The 17,068-nt window shown below is 59.1% G+C and carries 16 protein-coding genes; 10 read left to right on the plus strand and 6 right to left on the minus strand.

Going from position 1 to position 17,068, the window contains the following annotated elements; all coding sequences use genetic code 11:
* Window positions 1-187 precede the first annotated feature (187 nt).
* Together ASC86_RS12135 and ASC86_RS12140 are read right to left on the minus strand one after the other, a co-directional pair.
* Window positions 188-3,067: a PAS domain-containing sensor histidine kinase gene (locus ASC86_RS12135; RefSeq protein ID WP_056321100.1), complete on the minus strand. Its 2,880-nt coding sequence runs from the start codon at window positions 3,065-3,067 to the stop codon at window positions 188-190.
* Between the two features lie 64 nt (window positions 3,068-3,131).
* Window positions 3,132-3,509, minus strand: a complete 378-nt coding sequence (locus ASC86_RS12140; RefSeq protein WP_056321102.1) for a hypothetical protein — start codon at window positions 3,507-3,509, stop codon at window positions 3,132-3,134.
* A gap of 212 nt (window positions 3,510-3,721) precedes the next feature.
* Between ASC86_RS12140 and ASC86_RS12145 the strand changes: the two genes are divergently transcribed.
* Window positions 3,722-4,417, plus strand: coding sequence for a response regulator transcription factor (locus ASC86_RS12145; RefSeq protein WP_162245002.1), 696 nt, complete (start codon window positions 3,722-3,724; stop codon window positions 4,415-4,417).
* A 123-nt stretch (window positions 4,418-4,540) separates the two neighbouring features.
* Window positions 4,541-5,839 carry an EAL domain-containing protein gene (locus ASC86_RS12150; RefSeq protein ID WP_162245003.1) on the plus strand — a complete coding sequence of 433 codons (1,299 nt, stop codon included), beginning with the start codon at window positions 4,541-4,543 and terminating at the stop codon, window positions 5,837-5,839.
* A 52-nt stretch (window positions 5,840-5,891) separates the two neighbouring features.
* Here the strand turns inward: ASC86_RS12150 and ASC86_RS12155 are convergent, their stop codons facing one another.
* From ASC86_RS12155 to ASC86_RS12165, 3 genes are read right to left on the minus strand one after another with little or no spacing between them, the layout of a single operon-like run.
* Window positions 5,892-7,235, minus strand: coding sequence for a sensor histidine kinase (locus ASC86_RS12155; RefSeq protein ID WP_056321110.1), 1,344 nt, complete (start codon window positions 7,233-7,235; stop codon window positions 5,892-5,894).
* Window positions 7,235-7,900: a response regulator transcription factor gene (locus tag ASC86_RS12160; protein WP_056321113.1), complete on the minus strand. Its 666-nt coding sequence runs from the start codon at window positions 7,898-7,900 to the stop codon at window positions 7,235-7,237. The genes ASC86_RS12155 and ASC86_RS12160 overlap by 1 nt, the downstream gene beginning before the upstream one ends.
* Window positions 7,897-8,271 carry a PepSY domain-containing protein gene (locus ASC86_RS12165; RefSeq protein ID WP_082510151.1) on the minus strand — a complete coding sequence of 125 codons (375 nt, stop codon included), beginning with the start codon at window positions 8,269-8,271 and terminating at the stop codon, window positions 7,897-7,899. The genes ASC86_RS12160 and ASC86_RS12165 overlap by 4 nt, the downstream gene beginning before the upstream one ends.
* 132 nt (window positions 8,272-8,403) lie before the next feature.
* Here ASC86_RS12165 and ASC86_RS12170 point away from each other — a divergent pair, with 132 nt between their 5' ends.
* The 8 genes from ASC86_RS12170 (at window position 8,404) to ASC86_RS12205 (ending at window position 16,243) form a co-directional block, all read left to right on the plus strand.
* The gene (locus tag ASC86_RS12170; RefSeq protein ID WP_056321120.1) at window positions 8,404-8,679 is read left to right on the plus strand and encodes a PepSY domain-containing protein; all 276 of its coding nucleotides are present in this window, start codon (window positions 8,404-8,406) and stop codon (window positions 8,677-8,679) included.
* Window positions 8,679-9,251 carry a cytochrome b/b6 domain-containing protein gene (locus ASC86_RS12175; protein WP_056321123.1) on the plus strand — a complete coding sequence of 191 codons (573 nt, stop codon included), beginning with the start codon at window positions 8,679-8,681 and terminating at the stop codon, window positions 9,249-9,251. The genes ASC86_RS12170 and ASC86_RS12175 overlap by 1 nt, the downstream gene beginning before the upstream one ends.
* A gap of 84 nt (window positions 9,252-9,335) precedes the next feature.
* The gene (locus ASC86_RS12180; RefSeq protein ID WP_056321126.1) at window positions 9,336-10,031 is read left to right on the plus strand and encodes a VIT family protein; all 696 of its coding nucleotides are present in this window, start codon (window positions 9,336-9,338) and stop codon (window positions 10,029-10,031) included.
* Between the two features lie 154 nt (window positions 10,032-10,185).
* Entirely contained in the window at window positions 10,186-11,238 is a 1,053-nt protein-coding gene (locus ASC86_RS12185; RefSeq protein ID WP_056322502.1) for a type III polyketide synthase, read from the plus strand.
* Window positions 11,235-11,741 carry an isoprenylcysteine carboxylmethyltransferase family protein gene (locus ASC86_RS12190; RefSeq protein ID WP_056321128.1) on the plus strand — a complete coding sequence of 169 codons (507 nt, stop codon included), beginning with the start codon at window positions 11,235-11,237 and terminating at the stop codon, window positions 11,739-11,741. Before ASC86_RS12185 ends, ASC86_RS12190 begins: the two co-directional genes overlap by 4 nt.
* Window positions 11,725-13,269, plus strand: a complete 1,545-nt coding sequence (locus ASC86_RS12195) for a DHA2 family efflux MFS transporter permease subunit (RefSeq protein ID WP_056321131.1) — start codon at window positions 11,725-11,727, stop codon at window positions 13,267-13,269. The genes ASC86_RS12190 and ASC86_RS12195 overlap by 17 nt, the downstream gene beginning before the upstream one ends.
* Before the next feature lie 233 nt (window positions 13,270-13,502).
* Complete coding sequence (locus ASC86_RS12200) at window positions 13,503-14,735, plus strand: putative DNA modification/repair radical SAM protein (protein WP_056321132.1); 1,233 nt, start codon at window positions 13,503-13,505, stop codon at window positions 14,733-14,735.
* Complete coding sequence (locus ASC86_RS12205; RefSeq protein WP_056321134.1) at window positions 14,735-16,243, plus strand: UdgX family uracil-DNA binding protein; 1,509 nt, start codon at window positions 14,735-14,737, stop codon at window positions 16,241-16,243. The genes ASC86_RS12200 and ASC86_RS12205 overlap by 1 nt, the downstream gene beginning before the upstream one ends.
* On the opposite strand, the gene ASC86_RS12210 is transcribed toward ASC86_RS12205, so the two are convergent.
* Window positions 16,244-17,068 carry a DUF1365 domain-containing protein gene (locus tag ASC86_RS12210; RefSeq protein ID WP_056321136.1) on the minus strand — a complete coding sequence of 275 codons (825 nt, stop codon included), beginning with the start codon at window positions 17,066-17,068 and terminating at the stop codon, window positions 16,244-16,246.

A 17,068-nucleotide genomic window follows, 5' to 3' on the forward strand; every position in this document is an offset into this window, starting at 1 on the left:
ATATAAGCGTCGGGGAGCTTTTTGCGTTTCTGCTCCGTGTCAAGCTGATGGCCTCCTGCTTCTCTATGAAATCCCCATGCACCTCCGCGACGAAAGCGGGCACTCCATTATATCGAGCTTGAGCAGCAGTCGAAGTTACGCAGCACCGCACCGTTGCGTAACCGCGCAATCGTAACGGCGCAAAAGCTCATCGATTGTCGCGCGAAATGCCAATCGCCTCCCGCAAAGCTTCCGCGACCTGTCGTCGCGTATAGGGCTTTGCGAGCGGCCGGAATCGCGACGTGGCACTGATGCGTTCGATATCGGCGTAACCGGTCGTCAGCACGACAGGGAGGTTCGGATACTGTACCATGATCTTGCTCGCCATGGCGCGACCGTCAATCGGACCCGGCATGACCACATCCGAGAACACCAGATCGAACGGACCGTCCGTTTCCAGTATCCGCAAAGCTTCGGATGCGTCGGCTGCAGATGTTACGGAATAACCGAGAGAATTGAGTGTTGTGGCGGCGAACTCACGGACCATCGGATCATCCTCGACGACGAGAACGCGCTCACTGCCACCATCCAATACTCCGCTCGAAAACGTCTCGGCAGGGATGTCCGTGGACGCCAGTCGGGGAAAGTACAGGGAAATGGTGGTTCCCCTTCCTGGCTCCGATGCGATTTCGAGCCGGCCTCCGGATTGCCGCACGAAACCGTACACCACGCTCAGTCCCAAGCCGCTACCCTTGCCGAAGGGCTTCGTGGTGAAAAATGGCTCGAAGGCCTTTGCTCGCGTCTCCGCGTCCATACCGAAGCCATCGTCGGAGATTCGAACCACTGCATCGTCGCCGCTTTGCTCGGTCGAAATCGCTACCCTGCCGCCGTTGGGCATTGCGTCGCGGGCGTTGATGCAGAGGTTCATGATAGACGCTTCCAGTTGCGCCGCATCCGCTCTCACCTGACCTGCCGCCGGATCAAGTTCAAGGTGCAGGATGATCGTTTCCCCAAGTGCGGTCGACAACAATCCCGCCATGGCCCGTATGGAACTGTTGATACTCAAGGCCGCCGGTTCGAGCGGTTGCCGCCCCGCGAAGGTGAGAAGTTGGCGTGTGAGGGCGGCGCCTTGAAGCGAGGCCTTGCGGTTTAGCTGCGCTATCGCTGAAAGTCTCGGATCAGCGATTTCGTCGGCCAACGTCTCCGCCGTTCCGATGATGACCGTCAAGAGGTTGTTGAAATCATGGGCGACGCCGCCCGTGAGCTGGCCTATGGCCTCAAGCCGCTGCGCTTGTAGCCGTTTTGCCTCGTTCAGCCGTGACTCGGTGATATCGCGGAGGCCGCCGACCATGCGGGTTGCCTCGCCTTCGGAATTGCGGATGATGTGCCCCTGATCGAGGACCTCCGCATATGTCCCCGTCCCGCGGCGGAAGCGGTACTCTTCCAGCCAGGTGACGGCCTGCCCATCGATTGCGGCAAGCGCGCTCGACACGACGCGGGTGCGGTCGTCCGGATGGATCTTGGCTTCCCATTCCCGAAAACCGTCCTCTACCGGCACGTCGTCATGCCCGAAGACGGACGCGATGTTGCTGTTCCATTGGACCTGGCCGGTCGCAACGTCCCAGTCCCAGACGGCGTCCGTCGTCATCATGGCAACGATTGCGAAGCGTTCCTCGCTTTCCGCAAGCCGTTCTTCTGCTCTCTTTCTGTCGGTGATGTCGCGGCCGGTCGCAACGAAATGGGTCGCGCGCCCATCGGACCCGACAATGGGGGCGATGCTCATGTCGATCCAATATTCGCGACCGTCCTTGGCATAGTTGAGAAGCTCGGCCCGGATCGCCGTCGGCAGCGCAATTGCGCGGTCGATCCTTTCGACCGTCGCGATGTCGGTCCGATGACCCTGGAGGAAACCGGGGGAGCGGCCCAACGCGTCGTGCGGTGAATAGCCGGTAATCCTGACGAAGGCGTCGTTCACATAAACGATCGTTTGCCTGTTCCCAGGCTGCGACGCCGCCTTCGTTATAATGACGAAGTCTTCAATTCCCGAGACGGCCATCTCCAGCAGAAGCAAGTGCTGATCGGCTGCATGCCGTTTCGTCACGTCCCGGAAATAGACGGTCAGTCCGGTCGGGCCAGGATAGGCGGTGACCGCGAACCATGCATCGAGGGATTCGTAAAACACTTCAAAATCGGCCGTCCTGTTCTCGTGGACGGCGCGCTCGTAGTGCTGCCGGATGGTGCCAGAGGAGGCCTCCGGGAATTCCTGCCAGATCAGGCGGCCCAGAAGCGCTGATCGCGGGCGCTCCAGCAGACGTTCGGCCTGATGGTTGAGGTAGGTGAAGTGCCAATCTGAATCGAGCTGGAAGAAAGCATCACTGATATGTTCCATGGATTCGGCAAAACGCCGTTCGAGCTCCCTGGCCGTATTCTCCAGCCGTTTTCGCTCATCGATATCCTGAAGTGCCCCTTGGACCCGGCAGATGCGGCCCATATCATCGCGAATAGCAACTCCGATCGCACGAACCCATTTCCGCCTGCCTCTGCCCGTGATGATCTCCACTTCGGTGTCATAAGGCGCGCCGGTCGCCACGCAGGCGTCGAAGTGCCACAACATCGCCTCTCGCCCTTCGGGCGCGAAATATCCGATCCCCGCCTCGAAGGTGACTGTTTCACCCCTTTGTCTCTCGTGGATTGCGGACGTTTCGTCCGACCACTCAATTCTCCGGTCCGGCAGGTGCACCACCCATCCGCCAAGCTTCGCAGTCTTGCCGGCGATCTCCAGAAGGGCCTGGTTCCCATAGTCATCGTGCGATTGACGGTCTGCCTTCGGTCGCCACGGCCCCCCTTGCCGGAATCGCCACGCTATGAACAGCGAAACTCCGAAGGCCCAGAGCCAGGCATTTTTAGGGGACCAGCCGAGTACGAAAGCGGAGATTGCGCCGACGACCAGACCGGCCGAAAACCCGTCGAATGCGCGCCCGAAGCCAGTTACGAGCGTGCGAAAGGTTTTGCCAGCGATTGCATTTCCTCGTCGCATGTTTTGCACCGTCCCCAACGCAATTGACTTCAACTTCTCGATAATCTCCAAGAGCGCCGTAATCCATGAGAGATCGCACCATTTTAACCTTTTTTAAATTTGGCGCGGCGGTCGCTTAAGGGCCGACCGCTCTAATCGATGCATTAACCGCCGTGTTTTTGGCCTCTGCAAAGGGGAAGGAAATCTCGGCAAGCGTCGAGGTCAGCCTGTGAAGTCCGCAAAGAGAACGACGTATCTCAGTCGCATCGAATCCGACTACTTCAGTCGTAAATGGTACCGCCGCAGCGTCACCCTCTTCTGCAATCTTCTCTTCACCGGGAAATGGATGCGCAAGGCGCAGATCGTTCGCTGCCTCATCCTCGAAATCAGCGAGGGCGGAGCAACGGTGCGGATGGGAAAGCTGCAGGTTCCCGATCACGTCTATCTCGTTTTTGGCCGTTTTGACGTGGTTGTTGGCAGTGTCGTCGTTCAGCGAGATCCGGGGCACCTGCATCTATGCTTCGTCAAACAGTTGAGACCGGACTTCGTTAATCGGCTGGCGCGCCTGAGTTCTCCGTTCTCGACCTTGGAAAGCCTGAGTCCAAGGACCATATCAGCGAGCGAAGAGGTGCAGCCCATGCTGCGCCCGATGCCGTCCCCGCCGGATGGCGCTCAGCAAGGAGGCTTGGGCCGAAGCGCCAAGCACTCGAAGAAACCATGCACATAATGATCATCGAAGATCAGCGAGACGTCATTGAAATGTTGCGGCTGAGCTGGTCGGATTCTCGGGACCGACTGGACAGCCTTGCAACCGCGAGACAGGCGAGCCGCTTCATTCACTCAAACGAACTCGCTGCTTACGACTGCATTCTCATCGATATCAACCTGACGGACGGGAGCGGGCTGGAACTGCTTCGCGCAGCACGCAGGCGCTCCGATGTCCCTATCATCATGATCTCGGGCGCTGGAGACGCCGACAGCCGGGCTGACGCCATCAGTGTCGGCGCAGACGACTATGTGATGAAACCGTTCAGCGTGAAAGAATTGCGCGCCCGCGTCCATCGCCTGCACGAGGCGCGTTCGGGTCGCAGCGTTCTGCGGCAAAGCTCTTCATTCAAGATCGGCAATATCGATTGCGACATCGGTCGCCTGTCGATGGATTTCCAGGGAGCCAGTCAGGCGCTGACCGCACTCGAGGGGCGGATACTGCAGGTTCTCCACGCCAGCGCCGGGAAGGATTGCCCGAAGTCGCGCATTGCAAGGCAGGCGCTCTTTCGTGAGCATGACCCGCGCGACAAGACAATCGACGTCTACATCAACAGGCTGCGCGGCAAGCTCGCGGAACTCGATGCCGCGAGTGGCGGTGCGATAAAAACGATCCGCGGCGTGGGCTACCGCCTCGGCGACATCCAACAGCGGTGAGAGTGGAAAAGCCTCATGCTTCCGTGTGTAAGACGAAATGTGATTTGCGCAGAAGCGGTCGGCCTCAAAGGCGCTTCACCGGGCGAGGCAGCTCGCCTCAAACGTCTCAGGGAACTGTCTATCGTGTCTACCGGCCCGGACGCCGTGCTTGAGGCGCTGGTCGATGCGGCTTGTTTTGCGGCGGGGACGCCGATCGGCCTGATCACGCTGCTGGACGGCGAACGCCAATGGTTCAGGTCGAAACGGGGCATCGAAGGGGAAGGATCGTCCAGGGCGGCCGCCTTCTGCGACTATACAATCCGATCGTCGAGGCTTTTCATCGTGCCGGACGCTATCCGCGATGCCCGCTTCGTCGATAATCCGTTCGTGACCGGAAGCGATAGGATACGCTTCTATGCCGGCGTGCCCCTGGAGATCGAGCCGGGGCTTCGGCTCGGCTCGCTCTGCGTTCTCGATCGGGTGCCGCGGCGCCTTGGAGCCGACGTGCGCGGCTTGCTGGATCGGCTGGCGCGCTGCGCTGTGGAACGTCTTTTGCAATCCGAAGACCGCTATTTGTTGTCTCGCGTCGACTCCGGTCGGTTGGATCGCGCACATGCTGATAAAGCGGCGCTGGCGCTTGCAGAAGAGGCGCTCGCACATGGTTTCTTCGTGCTCCACTACCAGCCGAAGGTGGAACTCGAAACGGGAAGGCGTATTGGCTTCGAGGCTCTGCTCAGGCTGAAGAAGCCCGACGGATCGGTCATCGGTCCAGCGGCCTTTCGCGCCGCTTTCGACGAGCCCACGTTATCCAGGCGTATCGGTAACTATGTACTTCAGAGCGCCATCGCTCAAGCCAAGGCGTGGGATGCTGCAGGCTTGGATTTCGGACACATTGCGATCAATGTTTCATCGTCACAGTTTATCCCGTTGCCGGGCAATCCTTGCCTCGTCGATGAAATCCTTGTCGCAACCCGGTCGGCGGGACTGTCACCTCGTCACATCCAGATCGAGGTCACGGAAGGCGTCATGTTGTCAGGGCAGGGCGGTGATATCGGCGCGCAGCTTGAGGCGCTGCGTGCGGCCGGCTTTATCGTGGCGTTTGACGATTTCGGTACCGGCTTTGCTTCCCTCGTGCATCTCAGGGAATTTGCCTATGACCAGATCAAGATCGACGGGTCCTTCGTGCGCGCGATGACGGGTTCGAGTGCCGATTTTGCCATTGTGAAGGCCACCATCGATATGGCAAAGGCGCTGGGAAAGCACGTCGTCGCCGAGGGCGTGGAAACCATGGCGGAATTTCAGGCGCTGCAAGCGCTTGGCTGTCACTATGGTCAGGGGTTCTTTTTCGGCAGGCCCGTCGGCACATCCGATATAGGTTTTTCTCCCGGCCAACGGGTCGGAAAAATCGGGAGTGGCTGCATCGACATAACGGCGCAGTCGTGAGCGACGTAGCGGCCTCTCACTCGATCCGAATGCTTCATCAGCAGCGTCCGGGCTAAAAGCGGACGACGACCCGCAGGCCTCCATTTTCAGCGTTTGCGATATCAATGGAGAGATCGTAGAGAGCTGCAATATCGCTGACGATGGCAAGACCGATACCCGTTCCGGGAGTTTTGAGGTCCAGACGAATGCCACGCTCCATGATGGTCAACAGTCCTTCCGGGCTTGCCCCTGGACCATCGTCCTCGATCAGCAAAACGATGTTCCCATCTTGCCTCCGCGCATGAATACGAACGGCGGACCGGCTCCACTTTACGGCATTGTCAATGATGTTCCCCAGGAGTTCCTGCAGGTCGTTGGGGTCGATTGGAATGACGAGCCCGTCTTCGACATCGATGTCCCAGTTCAATTGCTCGCCGCGCGGCGTCCGCTTGAGTGTTCGCGTGATGACGTCGATGGAGACGGAAAGATCGGCGTCGGATGACCGCAAAAATGCGCTTCCGGCAAGTCTGCTGCGGGTGAGCTCGCGATCGACATGAGATTTCATGACGTCTGCCAGGTGAACCAGTTCGTCCGCAATTTCCACTTCGCCTCGTTCGCGTAGCGTGTCGGCGTCGTTGAACAGGACAGTCAGGGGAGACTTGAGGCCGTGGGCCAGGTCGGCTGAGCGGGTGCGGGCACGGGCGATGAGCAGGTATTGCGCTTCAAGCAAGCGATTGACGGCCTTGACCACAGGCTGGAGTTCTTTCGGAAACCTGCCATCAAGTCGGTCCGACTTCCGTTCGCGGATATCATCCAATCCTTTGGTAATCGTGGACAGTGGCCTTAGACCATAGGTCAATTGCGCCAGAGATGCCGCGATCAGGAAGATGGCCAGCGCCACCATGTATGGAACGATGTCGAGCATAAAGCCACGGCTTGCCGTCTTCACCTCTGAAGCGTCGATTGCAGCAGCCACCCGGATCGCCCGTTTTCCATCGGGAGCGGAGACGATGATCTTGCGCTCCTGGACAATGAGGTCTGTCTTGTCCGGCCCATCAAGATGGTAGCGGTCGACCGAACCGGTCTCCTGTCCGTCTTCCGGCAGAGGCAGGGCATAGTCCCAAAGTGACGCGGACCGCAGTTGATCGTTGCGATGGTCGTCCTCTACCTGCCAGTACAGACCGCTGTAAGGCTCCTCGAAGCGCCGGTCGACCGGGCGATTGGGAAGCTCGACCCTGCCGTCGGCGGCAAAGCGCAGCGCCCCGGCGATGGTATTGATATGCCCCGCCAGCTCCAAATCGATCCGACGCTCCAGGTTGCGGGTAAACAGTGCAACCATCACCACGCTCGCCATGACAAGCGCTACGAAGACAGAGACCAGAGAAATCAGGAGGAAGCGTTGGCGGATGGACAGCATCACGGGCGATGTCCGTTGATGCGGTATCCGTATCCTCGTCGCGTCGCGATGAACTCATGACCGAGCTTGCGCCGCAAACGCCCCACAAGAACCTCGACCGAATTGCTGTCCCTCTCGAAGTCCTGTGCGTAGAGCTGTTCGGTCAGTTCCATCTGAGCGACGTTACGTTCACTGTTGTTGGCGAGGAAAGCAAGACACCGATACTCAAGTGGGGTCAGATCGACCGGCAAGCCAAGGCGCGTGACCGTCTTTGTGCGCAGATCGATTGTGACATCCCCGAAGGCCATGATGGAACTGGCCTGTCCGGCACTACGGCGAATGATCGCACGCAGACGTGCCAGCAATTCGGCCATCTGGAAGGGCTTTGCCAGATAGTCGTCGGCCCCCGCATCGATACCTTCGACGCGCTCCTGCCAGTTGCCGCGCGCTGTCAGGATCAGGACGGGAGTCGTGCGGCCCTGCGAACGCCAGCGCTTCAAAATGGACAGACCGTCCATGCGCGGAAGTCCCAGATCAAGCACGATGGCGGCGAACTCTTCGGTATCGCCCGTGAACCAGCCGGACTCGCCATCCCTTTCATGGACAACCAGGAACCCGGCCCGCTCCAGATGGGTGATCACATCCCGTGCGATCAACAGGTCGTCTTCGACGAGCATCACTCTCATTCGTCGTTCTCGATTTCAAGGATCATCCCGGATGCTGCATCGACCTCGACTTCGATCAGTCTGTTGACGGAGTTCAGGACCCGGAAGTCATAGACCGTCACACCATACTCCTGATCAACCGATGTCGAAACGATATCGCCGGGCACTTTGCTCAAGACGATATGACGAAGCTCGGCAAGCGATTTTATTTCGCCCTTCTGAACGCGGTCGCGCAGTATATCGCGGGTTTCATCAAAATTCCTTGTCTTCGTCTCGTCGTCATCGTCGGCATGCAGGGGCGCCGCATGTCCGAATGTCAGCCCGAGGACGACGGCGAGCGCCAATCCGGTCTTTGCCCGGCGTCCCGATGCCGTGTAGCGCGCGTGTTTCATTCCCAACAATACCACCGCGAAGCTGAAGTTTCGCTGACATTTGACGTCAGCTATCGCTCAGCCCCCTTCGCTTAGATTGCAGTCGACGGTCGGAGCAAGAGTGCCCGACCGGGTCAACGAAGGATATTGATGATGAAGACATTCGTAATTGCCTCCCTGTTCGCAGCGACCGTTCTCGGCGGTATTGCCCATGCTGACGACGCCGGCAAGTGTGGAGATGTCCCACAGGCCAAGTGGATGACGAAGGACGCGATGAAAGCCAAAGCCGCCGGCATGGGCTTCGAAGTCCGCCAGGTGAAGGCAGAAAGCGGCTGCTACGAAATTTACGGCGTGAAGGATGGCAAGAAGGTCGAGGCGCTGTCCAACCCGGAAACGGGCGTTCAGGTCGGCGTCGACGGAGACGATTGATGCGCCCCGCCGAGCAGAACATGCCCGGCTCTGTCTCCGGTTGCCAACAGCGGCCGGAGCGGCTTAAAGTCTGGGACCCGGTTGTCAGAGTTTTCCATTGGGCCCTCGTCGGCTTCTTCACGTTCTCGTTCTTTACGGGCGACGAATGGAAGTCGGCGCACATCCTGTCCGGTTACACCATCGGCAGCCTTGTCGCGATCCGCGTGATTTGGGGCCTCTTCGGCTCCGAACACGCGCGGTTTGTCAACTTCGTTCACAGTCCTGCGACGGTTTTGCGTTTTCTCGCCGACACGGCTCGAATGCGGGCCAGGCGTTATATCGGGCATAATCCCGCGGGCGGTGCAATGGTGATCGCACTGCTCCTGGCGATCTCGGGCATCGTCACGACGGGATATATGATGACGACCGATGCCTATTGGGGTGTCGAATGGGTGGAAAATACCCATAAAACGCTGGTTTATTCGACGCTCGTTCTTATCGTCCTGCACATCACAGGGGTCGTGCTGGCGAGTGTAGAACACCGGGAAAATCTTGTCCGTGCTATGATCACGGGCTGGAAGCGGCGATCTTGAACACTAAGCGTCATACCTCCCACGCCAGCTTATGATCCTACGCGGAAATACGCGGGGGATCATAAGCAATTTAAGGACATCTTTATGAGCCGCCTGCACACAGAAAATCATCTCGTTTCCCGGATCGGATGGCTCCGGGCTGCAGTTCTGGGCGCCAATGATGGCATCGTTTCGACGGCCAGCCTCATTGTCGGAGTCGCTTCCGCTTCAGCTGCCAGTTCCCAGGTTCTGGTCGCCGGTATTGCCGGCCTCGTAGCGGGGGCCATGTCCATGGCAGCCGGAGAATATGTCTCCGTGAGTTCACAGTCCGACACCGAAAAGGCCGACCTTGACCGCGAGCGTCTCGAACTGAAAACGCAGCCGGGCCAGGAGCGCGAGGAACTGGCGCAAATCTACGTTCGCCGGGGACTGGATGCTACGCTTGCCCGTCAGGTTGCGGATCAACTCATGGCCAAGGACGCACTCGCCGCCCATGCCCATGACGAACTTGGTATTTCGGAGATGACCGCGGCAAGACCCATACAGGCAGCACTGACTTCGGCGGCAACCTTTTCGGTCGGTGCCGCCATGCCTCTGCTCATGGTCTTGCTGTCTCCCGCATCAATGCTTGTGACGGCAGTCTCGATCGCTTCTCTTTTGTTCCTTGCTCTCCTGGGGGCAATCGGCGCGAAAGCCGGTGGAGCCGATGTCACGCGTGCAACGCTGCGGGTCACGTTCTGGGGCGCGTTCGCGATGGCGCTCACCGCCGGAATAGGTGCTCTCGTTGGAACAGGGCTTTAAACCCCTTCTAATCGGCGGCCGAGACATGAGTTTCATAGAATACTTCTAATTTAATTCGGCATTCCAAGAAACCTTTGCGGAAACAGCACGTTCCTATATCGGACCGGCCTTGGCGCAGCAGGCCCGAGCCCTGAAGCGCTCAGCAGGAATCTTCATGTCTGAATCCGTAAAGATTGTCTCGATCGGGACTGCCGTCCCTCCGCATGTCATTGATCAACGTGACGCCGCACTTGCATCCCATCAGGCCTTTTCATCCCGATATGCCGACTTCGAGCGTCTGGCGAAGGTTTTCCAAAGTTCGGGCATCAGACGGCGCTACGGCGTCCGTCCTCTCGACTGGTATTTCACGACGCCGGGCTGGCCGGACAGGAACGACGCTTTCATCGAAGGTGCAGGTGCACTGTTCGTGTCCGCTGCCAACAAGGCATTGCAAGCGGCTGGTCTGTCCGCTGACGAGGTCGATACGATCGTCACCGTGACGTCTAGCGGGATCGCGACACCGGGCCTTGAGGCGCGGGTGAGTACACAAATGGGATTTCGCAGCGATGTGGAACGTGTTCCGGTTTTCGGGCTCGGGTGCGCCGGGGGCGTTTCGGGCTTTTCCATCGCTTCCCGGTTGGCAGCATCGCGGCCGGGTTCTGTCGTTCTGCTGGTCGCGGTCGAGACCTGCACACTTGCGTTTCGGATCGACAAACTGACGAAGGCCAACATCGTCGCAACGGCCTTGTTTGGAGACGGGGCGGCGGCCTGTGTGCTTCGTGCCGCCGATGATGGTATCGCGGAGATCGAAATGAGTGGTCAGCATAGCTGGCCCGACACGCTGGATATCATGGGCTGGAGCGTCGATCCGGAAGGACTTGGCGTGATTTTCGACCGGGCCATACCGCCGTTTGCGGCTGCAAATATCCAGCCCGCGGTAACATCGATACTGGCTCGATCGGGTCTGACGGTTGAGGATATCGACCGATTTGCCTGTCACCCCGGCGGTGCGAAGGTAATCGATGCGCTGGAATCGGCATTGGCGCTGGGTCAAGGCAGCCTGAATCATGAGCGGGACGTCCTGTCGGATTATGGCAACATGTCATCGCCGACCGCATTGTTCGTTCTGGATCGTTTGATCGCCTCCGGTCTTCCGCGGCGAACGCTGCTGACCGCCATGGGCCCAGGCTTCACGTTGAGCTGCGTGTCTTTGAAGGCCGCGGCATGATCTGGTCGATCTTGCTCCTCATGGCGGTGACATTCGAACGTTTGGGCGAGCTCCGGCTTGCCAGAAACAATACCCGAGCACTGATGGTAAGGGGAGCGACCGAAGTCGCGGCCGGCCACTATCCGGCTATCGTGGTTTTGCATGCGGTATGGCTTCTCGGTCTGTGGCTGCTCGCCTGGAATGCGCCGCTTGAGATGGCTTGGATCGCTGTCTTCGCAGGACTTCAGATATTGCGGCTCTGGACCTTGTCCACGCTTGGCCGGCGCTGGACCACACGGATCATTGTGATACCCGGAGAGACCCTGGTGATGAGCGGCCCCTATCGATTCTTACGGCATCCGAACTACGTCGTTGTGATCGGCGAGATCGCCGTCCTTCCACTCTGCTTCGACATGCCGCTCTATGCACTCATATTCACGCTCGCCAACGCCCTGATCCTGACGATACGGATCAGGGCCGAGAATGCCGCCCTGTCAGGTTTATCCCATGCAGAACGGGCCTGATCTTTCGCGCGCGGCCATGCCCCCCATCTTGGTGTGGACGGGGTTCATGGCGATGTGCGTCGGCATGTTCATGGCCATTCTCGACGTTCAGGTCGTGGCGACTTCGCTTCCGACCATCCAGTCGGCACTTGATATCAATCCAGACCAGATGAGCTGGATACAGACCGCCTATCTCATCGCCGAGATCGTTGCGATCCCATTGACGGGCTTTCTGACCCGGTTTCTGACGATGCGCTGGCTGTTCGTTACTTCACTTACGGTGTTCGTCATTGCATCCGCCGGCTGCGCGATAAGCAGCACATTCGGTGAACTGGTGTCGTGGCGCGTTCTCCAAGGTTTTTCCGGCGGCACTTTGATCCCGTCGGTCTTTTCAGCCGTCTTCATCCTGTTTCCTAAAGGAAGGCAGGCTATCGCCACGACGATTGCTGGCGTTCTCGCCGTCCTTGCTCCAACCGTCGGCCCTATCGTCGGCGGGTGGCTCACGGAAACCTATTCCTGGCATTGGCTGTTTCTGATTAATGTCATTCCCGGCATTCTCGCTGCTTTGGTCGCCATGCGATCACTGCCGCGCGAAGGTCTCGATACGTCCGAACTTCGGAACCTGGACGTGTTCTCGCTCGCGCTGATGGCGATAAGTCTGGCGTCACTCGAGCTAGCCTTGAAGGAAGCACCTACCAGTGGCTGGGCGTCGCTTTACATCGTCGGTTTGCTTGGACTGTCGGTCCTCTGCGGATGCGTCTTTGTTTTGCGGTCGCTTGGCCGGACACGTCCGCTCATCGAACTCCGCAATTTTCGCGATCGAAACTTTCTGGTGGGGTCTGTCCTCAGCTTCATCTTGGGTATCGGCCTGTTCGGCTCCGTCTATCTCATGCCCGTCTTTTTGGCATTTGTCAGGGGCCACAATGCTCTTGAGATCGGCATGACCATGCTTGTCACCGGAGTGGCGCAGCTCATAACCGCGCCCATTGCCGTCGCTTTGGAAAAACGCGTCGATGCTCGACTGCTCTCTGCGCTCGGCTTCGCGCTCTTTGCCGTCGGCATCGCCATGAGTGCGTTCCAGAACCCGCAATCCGACTATGACGCGATGTTCTGGCCGCAGATCCTGCGCGGCGTCTCCATCATGTTCTGCCTATTGCCGCCGACGCGGCTGGCGCTCGGAACGCTTTCACCCGACAAGGTTCCGGATGCCAGCGGGCTGTTCAACCTGATGCGGAATCTGGGTGGCGCAATCGGCATCGCGCTGATTGATACGATCATTTATACCCGCTCTGAGCCCCTCGGCCGTTCGCTGCTTGAACGCCTACAGGCTGGGGATACCGATACCGCGACATTCATCGGCGTGCCGCTTCAGACGCTGGCAGAGCACAAAGGCGGCCTGGACGAAGCGGCGATGGCGATGCTCGATCCGTTGCTGCAAACAGCAGCGACGGTGCAGGCTCTTAACGAGGCGTGGCTGGTTGTTGCCATTCTGACGGCTTGCGCCATCCTGTGTCTGCCATTTGCCAGACGCGTTGCTCCTGCCGAGTAAACGGCACTGAGGATTACCTTACCGTGGTCCGGCACCGAACATTTGTTTTTGAACCGCTGAAAGTGTCATTTTTAAATGACATGCTGGCCGGGCGACGTCAGGATCGGGACGTTGCAGCGAGGGCCCCTGGCGCGTTGGCTTAGTGCGTCGGGGGCTTCTTCATGATTGCGGTATTGCGCCTGTTCCCACCAACGGTATTGACAACGGCGCATAAGAACATATCATGAACATTTATGAAGAAGTCATTGAATGAGCGGCTGGCCATTCTTTCGGATGCAGCCAAATACGATGCGTCCTGCGCCTCAAGCGGTAGTGTCAAGCGGGACTCCCTGAAGTCGGGCGGCGTCGGATCGACGGAAGGTTCCGGCATTTGCCATGCCTATGCGCCGGACGGTCGCTGCATTTCGCTGCTCAAAATCCTGATGACCAATTTCTGCATGTATGATTGCGCCTATTGCGTCAACCGGTCGTCCAGCAATGTCGAGCGAGCCCGGTTTTCCGTGGAGGAAGTGGTGTGGCTGACGCTGGAATTCTACCGGCGCAACTACATCGAGGGGCTGTTTCTCTCGTCCGGGATCATCCGTTCATCGGATTATACGATGGAGGAAATGGTGCGTATTGCCCGCGAACTGCGCGTTACTCATAATTTTCGCGGCTACATCCATCTGAAATCGATTCCTGAAGCATCGCCGCTGCTCATTGAAGAGGCAGGGCTTTACGCCGACCGGCTTTCCATCAATATCGAGTTGCCCACTGATGCCGGGCTTACCCGTTTTGCCCCGGAAAAACACCCTGCGAATATTCGTCGCTCCATGGGTGAACTTCGGCTGAAAATTGAAGCCGCCAGTGAACCGACACTGCAGACGAAACGACGCAAGCGCTTCGTGCCGGCCGGCCAGAGCACGCAGATGATTGTCGGCGCCGATCAGTCGAATGACCGCACGATCCTGGGCACCAGCGCCCGGCTTTACGGAAGCTACGGGCTACGGCGCGTCTATTATTCCGCCTTCAGTCCCATTCCCGATGCTTCCAAGACATTGCCGCTGATCAAGCCGCCTCTGATCCGGGAGCATCGGCTCTATCAGGCCGATTGGCTCTACCGCTTCTACGGTTTCGGCATAGAGGAAATCACCGAGAAGCAGCCGGGCGGCATGCTGGATCTAAAGCTCGATCCGAAGCTTGCCTGGGCCCTCGCCAACCGCGACCGTTTTCCGGTCGATATCAACCGGGACGAACGGGAAATGTTGCTCCGGGTGCCCGGCCTTGGGACGAAGGCGGTGGCAGGCGTCCTGTCGTCGCGACGTCACCGCCGATTGCGGCTGGAGGACCTCGCCCGGCTGCACGTCTCGGTAAAGAAAGTGCAGGCCTTCATCGTGGCCGAGGGCTGGACGCCGCACCGGCTGGCCGAGAGGTCCGACCTGCGGGCAATGTTCGAGCCCAAGCCCGAACAACTGGCGCTTTTCTGATGCACAGGATTGTACTGGAGGGCAGGGGCGATCTTTCCGAATGGCGTCGTGCCGCGCGAGGGCTTTTCGCCGCAAAAGTCTTGCCGGAGGACATCGACTGGCGTGTTCGAGCGGATGCCGCTGACGACCTTTTCGACATGCCGGCGGCGGACACGGCTAAAATTCCGGCCGTGAGCGCCTCTTCGTTGCTCACGGTACCGAAAGCATTCCTGTCGCTTGCGGAAGCTGTCATTTGTCATTCCGACCCCGCCCGCTTCGGACGACTTTACGGTCTCCTCTTCCGGCTTCAGGCTGAGCCGTCGCTCCTGGCGATCCGTGCCGATGCGGATGTGGCCGCGTTGCGGACCATGGAAAAATCCGTTCGGCGCGATTGCCACAAGATGACGGCTTTCGTTCGTTTCAAGGAGATACCGGACGGCGGTTACGGAAGGCGCCGACGCTTCTTTGCCTGGTTCGAACCGGATCATTACATCGTCTCGCGCGTCGCGCCTTTCTTCCAGCGCCGCTTCACGGACATGGATTGGATGATTGCCACGCCCAAGGGAACCGCGGCGTGGGACGGTGAGGAGCTTCACGTCTCGTCTTCTCCGGCAGAAAACCCGAAGCTTTCCGATCAGACGGAAACGCTATGGCGAACGTACTTCCGACACATCTTCAACCCGGCGCGGTTGAAGGTAAAAATGATGCAGACGGAAATGCCGAAGAAATATTGGAAGAATCTACCGGAAGCCGAGCTCATTCCAGATATGATCGCAAGCGCAGAGGCTGAAGTGATTGCCATGGCCGAGCGGGCGGCAACCGATGCGCCGCTGTTTCACACCCGCCTCCAGGCCGCGGCGAAGACGCCGGTCGCAAGCGCGGTCTCAGAGCCGACAACATTGGCAGAGGCGCGGGAGCAGGCGATGGCATGCATGCGGTGTCCGCTCCATTGCAACGCGACCCAGACTGTTTTCGGTGAAGGGCCGGAAAATGCCGACATCATGATTGTCGGCGAACAGCCGGGAGATCAGGAAGATCTCGCCGGACGTCCGTTTGTCGGGCCGGCTGGCAGGGTTTTCGACGAGGCGGCACAGGCCGTTGGTCTTGATCGGACACGCGTCTACGTCACCAATGCGGTCAAGCATTTCAAATACGAGCTTCGCGGCAAGCGTCGTATTCACCAGAAGCCGAACCTTGGCGAAGTGCAGCATTGCAAGTGGTGGCTGAAGCTGGAACTGGATTTCGTCAAGCCGAAACTGGTTGTTGCGATGGGCGCCACCGCGGTCGCCTCGCTGACGGGCAGGCAGCAAAAGCTGGGTGATCTAAGAGGAGATCTGCTGGATATCGACACAGGCGGCAGCATGATGGTGACGGTGCATCCTTCCTATCTTCTGCGTCTTCCTGATCATGGCCGGCAGCAGGAGGAACTTGCCAGGTTTCGTGCGGATCTGGCGGAAGCTGTGAGGTTCGACCGTCAGCATATCCAACCCACGATGGCGCGACCTGATGTCGGTAACCAACGAATATGATCAGGCCGTATCGCGGTAGCTTGCTGTTTCGGGCGGAGGCGGGCTGGTGCGAAAGCGCGCACCCTTGAGCCAGAGCTTGAGCGCCTCCCAGTGGATGCCGGCCATGACCTTGAGTGTCATGAAAGGGAAACGCAGGAGATAGCGCGCGAGGTTGGCGTCGTTGAGGGCGGTCGCATCCGCATTGAACGTCGCAGCAAGCATCGGCTCCGTGCCGGCGGTTTCATGGATGCGCACGCGTACCGTTTTGCCCGGTGGCAGGATGCGGAAGTGGTAGCGCAGCCCCATATCCATGAAGGGAGAAACGTGAAAAATCTTCGTGCGCGTCTGGCGAATGCCGGCGGGGCTCTGCTCCCCGGCAAGCACGGGCGCCACGTAGCTATGGCGCTCGCCGAAGGTATTGCGCACGCCATAGATGATCGCAAGCAACCGCCCGTCCTTATCGTAGGCGAAGTAGGTCGAGATCGGGTTGAAGGCATAGCCGAACATGCGCGGGTAGGCGAGTAGCAGGATACGCGCTGCGGGTCTGTCAAGCCCGGCGCGCGCCAGCAGGCGGTCCGTGAACTGGCGTAGCGTCTCGTCGTCCTTTTCGACGTGGTCGCGTTCGTGAAAGGAAAGTACGCCAGCCCGGTTGACGCAGAGCAGACGCGAAAGTTCGGCAAGATCGTCGAGGCGGTCGATATCGACCAGCAGTGAAAAGACGCTGTAGCTGAAACGATGACCGAACGGATTGAGCCGCTGGTGCATGACCTTGCCGGAATAAAGCGTTCCGGCCGCAGCGGGAGGCGGGCCGTTGTCGGCCATGCTGGTGACGCGCTTTTCCCTCAT

Origin of the sequence: Rhizobium sp. Root1212 (assembly GCF_001424985.1) — a bacterium.
Lineage (GTDB): Bacteria > Pseudomonadota > Alphaproteobacteria > Rhizobiales > Rhizobiaceae > Pararhizobium.

What these genes read in the sequence shown, in the direction of transcription:
- ASC86_RS12140 (WP_056321102.1), bottom strand. Translation starts at nt 3,509, where the DNA reads ATGCAGGTGCCCCGGATCTCGCTGAACGACGACACTGCCAACAACCAC.
- ASC86_RS12145 (WP_162245002.1), top strand. Translation starts at nt 3,722, where the DNA reads ATGATCATCGAAGATCAGCGAGACGTCATTGAAATGTTGCGGCTGAGC.
- ASC86_RS12155 (WP_056321110.1), bottom strand. Translation starts at nt 7,235, where the DNA reads ATGCTGTCCATCCGCCAACGCTTCCTCCTGATTTCTCTGGTCTCTGTC.
- ASC86_RS12160 (WP_056321113.1), bottom strand. Translation starts at nt 7,900, where the DNA reads ATGAGAGTGATGCTCGTCGAAGACGACCTGTTGATCGCACGGGATGTG.
- ASC86_RS12165 (WP_082510151.1), bottom strand. Translation starts at nt 8,271, where the DNA reads ATGAAACACGCGCGCTACACGGCATCGGGACGCCGGGCAAAGACCGGA.
- ASC86_RS12170 (WP_056321120.1), top strand. Translation starts at nt 8,404, where the DNA reads ATGAAGACATTCGTAATTGCCTCCCTGTTCGCAGCGACCGTTCTCGGC.
- ASC86_RS12175 (WP_056321123.1), top strand. Translation starts at nt 8,679, where the DNA reads ATGCGCCCCGCCGAGCAGAACATGCCCGGCTCTGTCTCCGGTTGCCAA.
- ASC86_RS12180 (WP_056321126.1), top strand. Translation starts at nt 9,336, where the DNA reads ATGAGCCGCCTGCACACAGAAAATCATCTCGTTTCCCGGATCGGATGG.
- ASC86_RS12185 (WP_056322502.1), top strand. Translation starts at nt 10,186, where the DNA reads ATGTCTGAATCCGTAAAGATTGTCTCGATCGGGACTGCCGTCCCTCCG.
- ASC86_RS12190 (WP_056321128.1), top strand. Translation starts at nt 11,235, where the DNA reads ATGATCTGGTCGATCTTGCTCCTCATGGCGGTGACATTCGAACGTTTG.
- ASC86_RS12195 (WP_056321131.1), top strand. Translation starts at nt 11,725, where the DNA reads ATGCAGAACGGGCCTGATCTTTCGCGCGCGGCCATGCCCCCCATCTTG.
- ASC86_RS12200 (WP_056321132.1), top strand. Translation starts at nt 13,503, where the DNA reads ATGAAGAAGTCATTGAATGAGCGGCTGGCCATTCTTTCGGATGCAGCC.
- ASC86_RS12205 (WP_056321134.1), top strand. Translation starts at nt 14,735, where the DNA reads ATGCACAGGATTGTACTGGAGGGCAGGGGCGATCTTTCCGAATGGCGT.
- ASC86_RS12210 (WP_056321136.1), bottom strand. Translation starts at nt 17,068, where the DNA reads ATGAGGGAAAAGCGCGTCACCAGCATGGCCGACAACGGCCCGCCTCCC.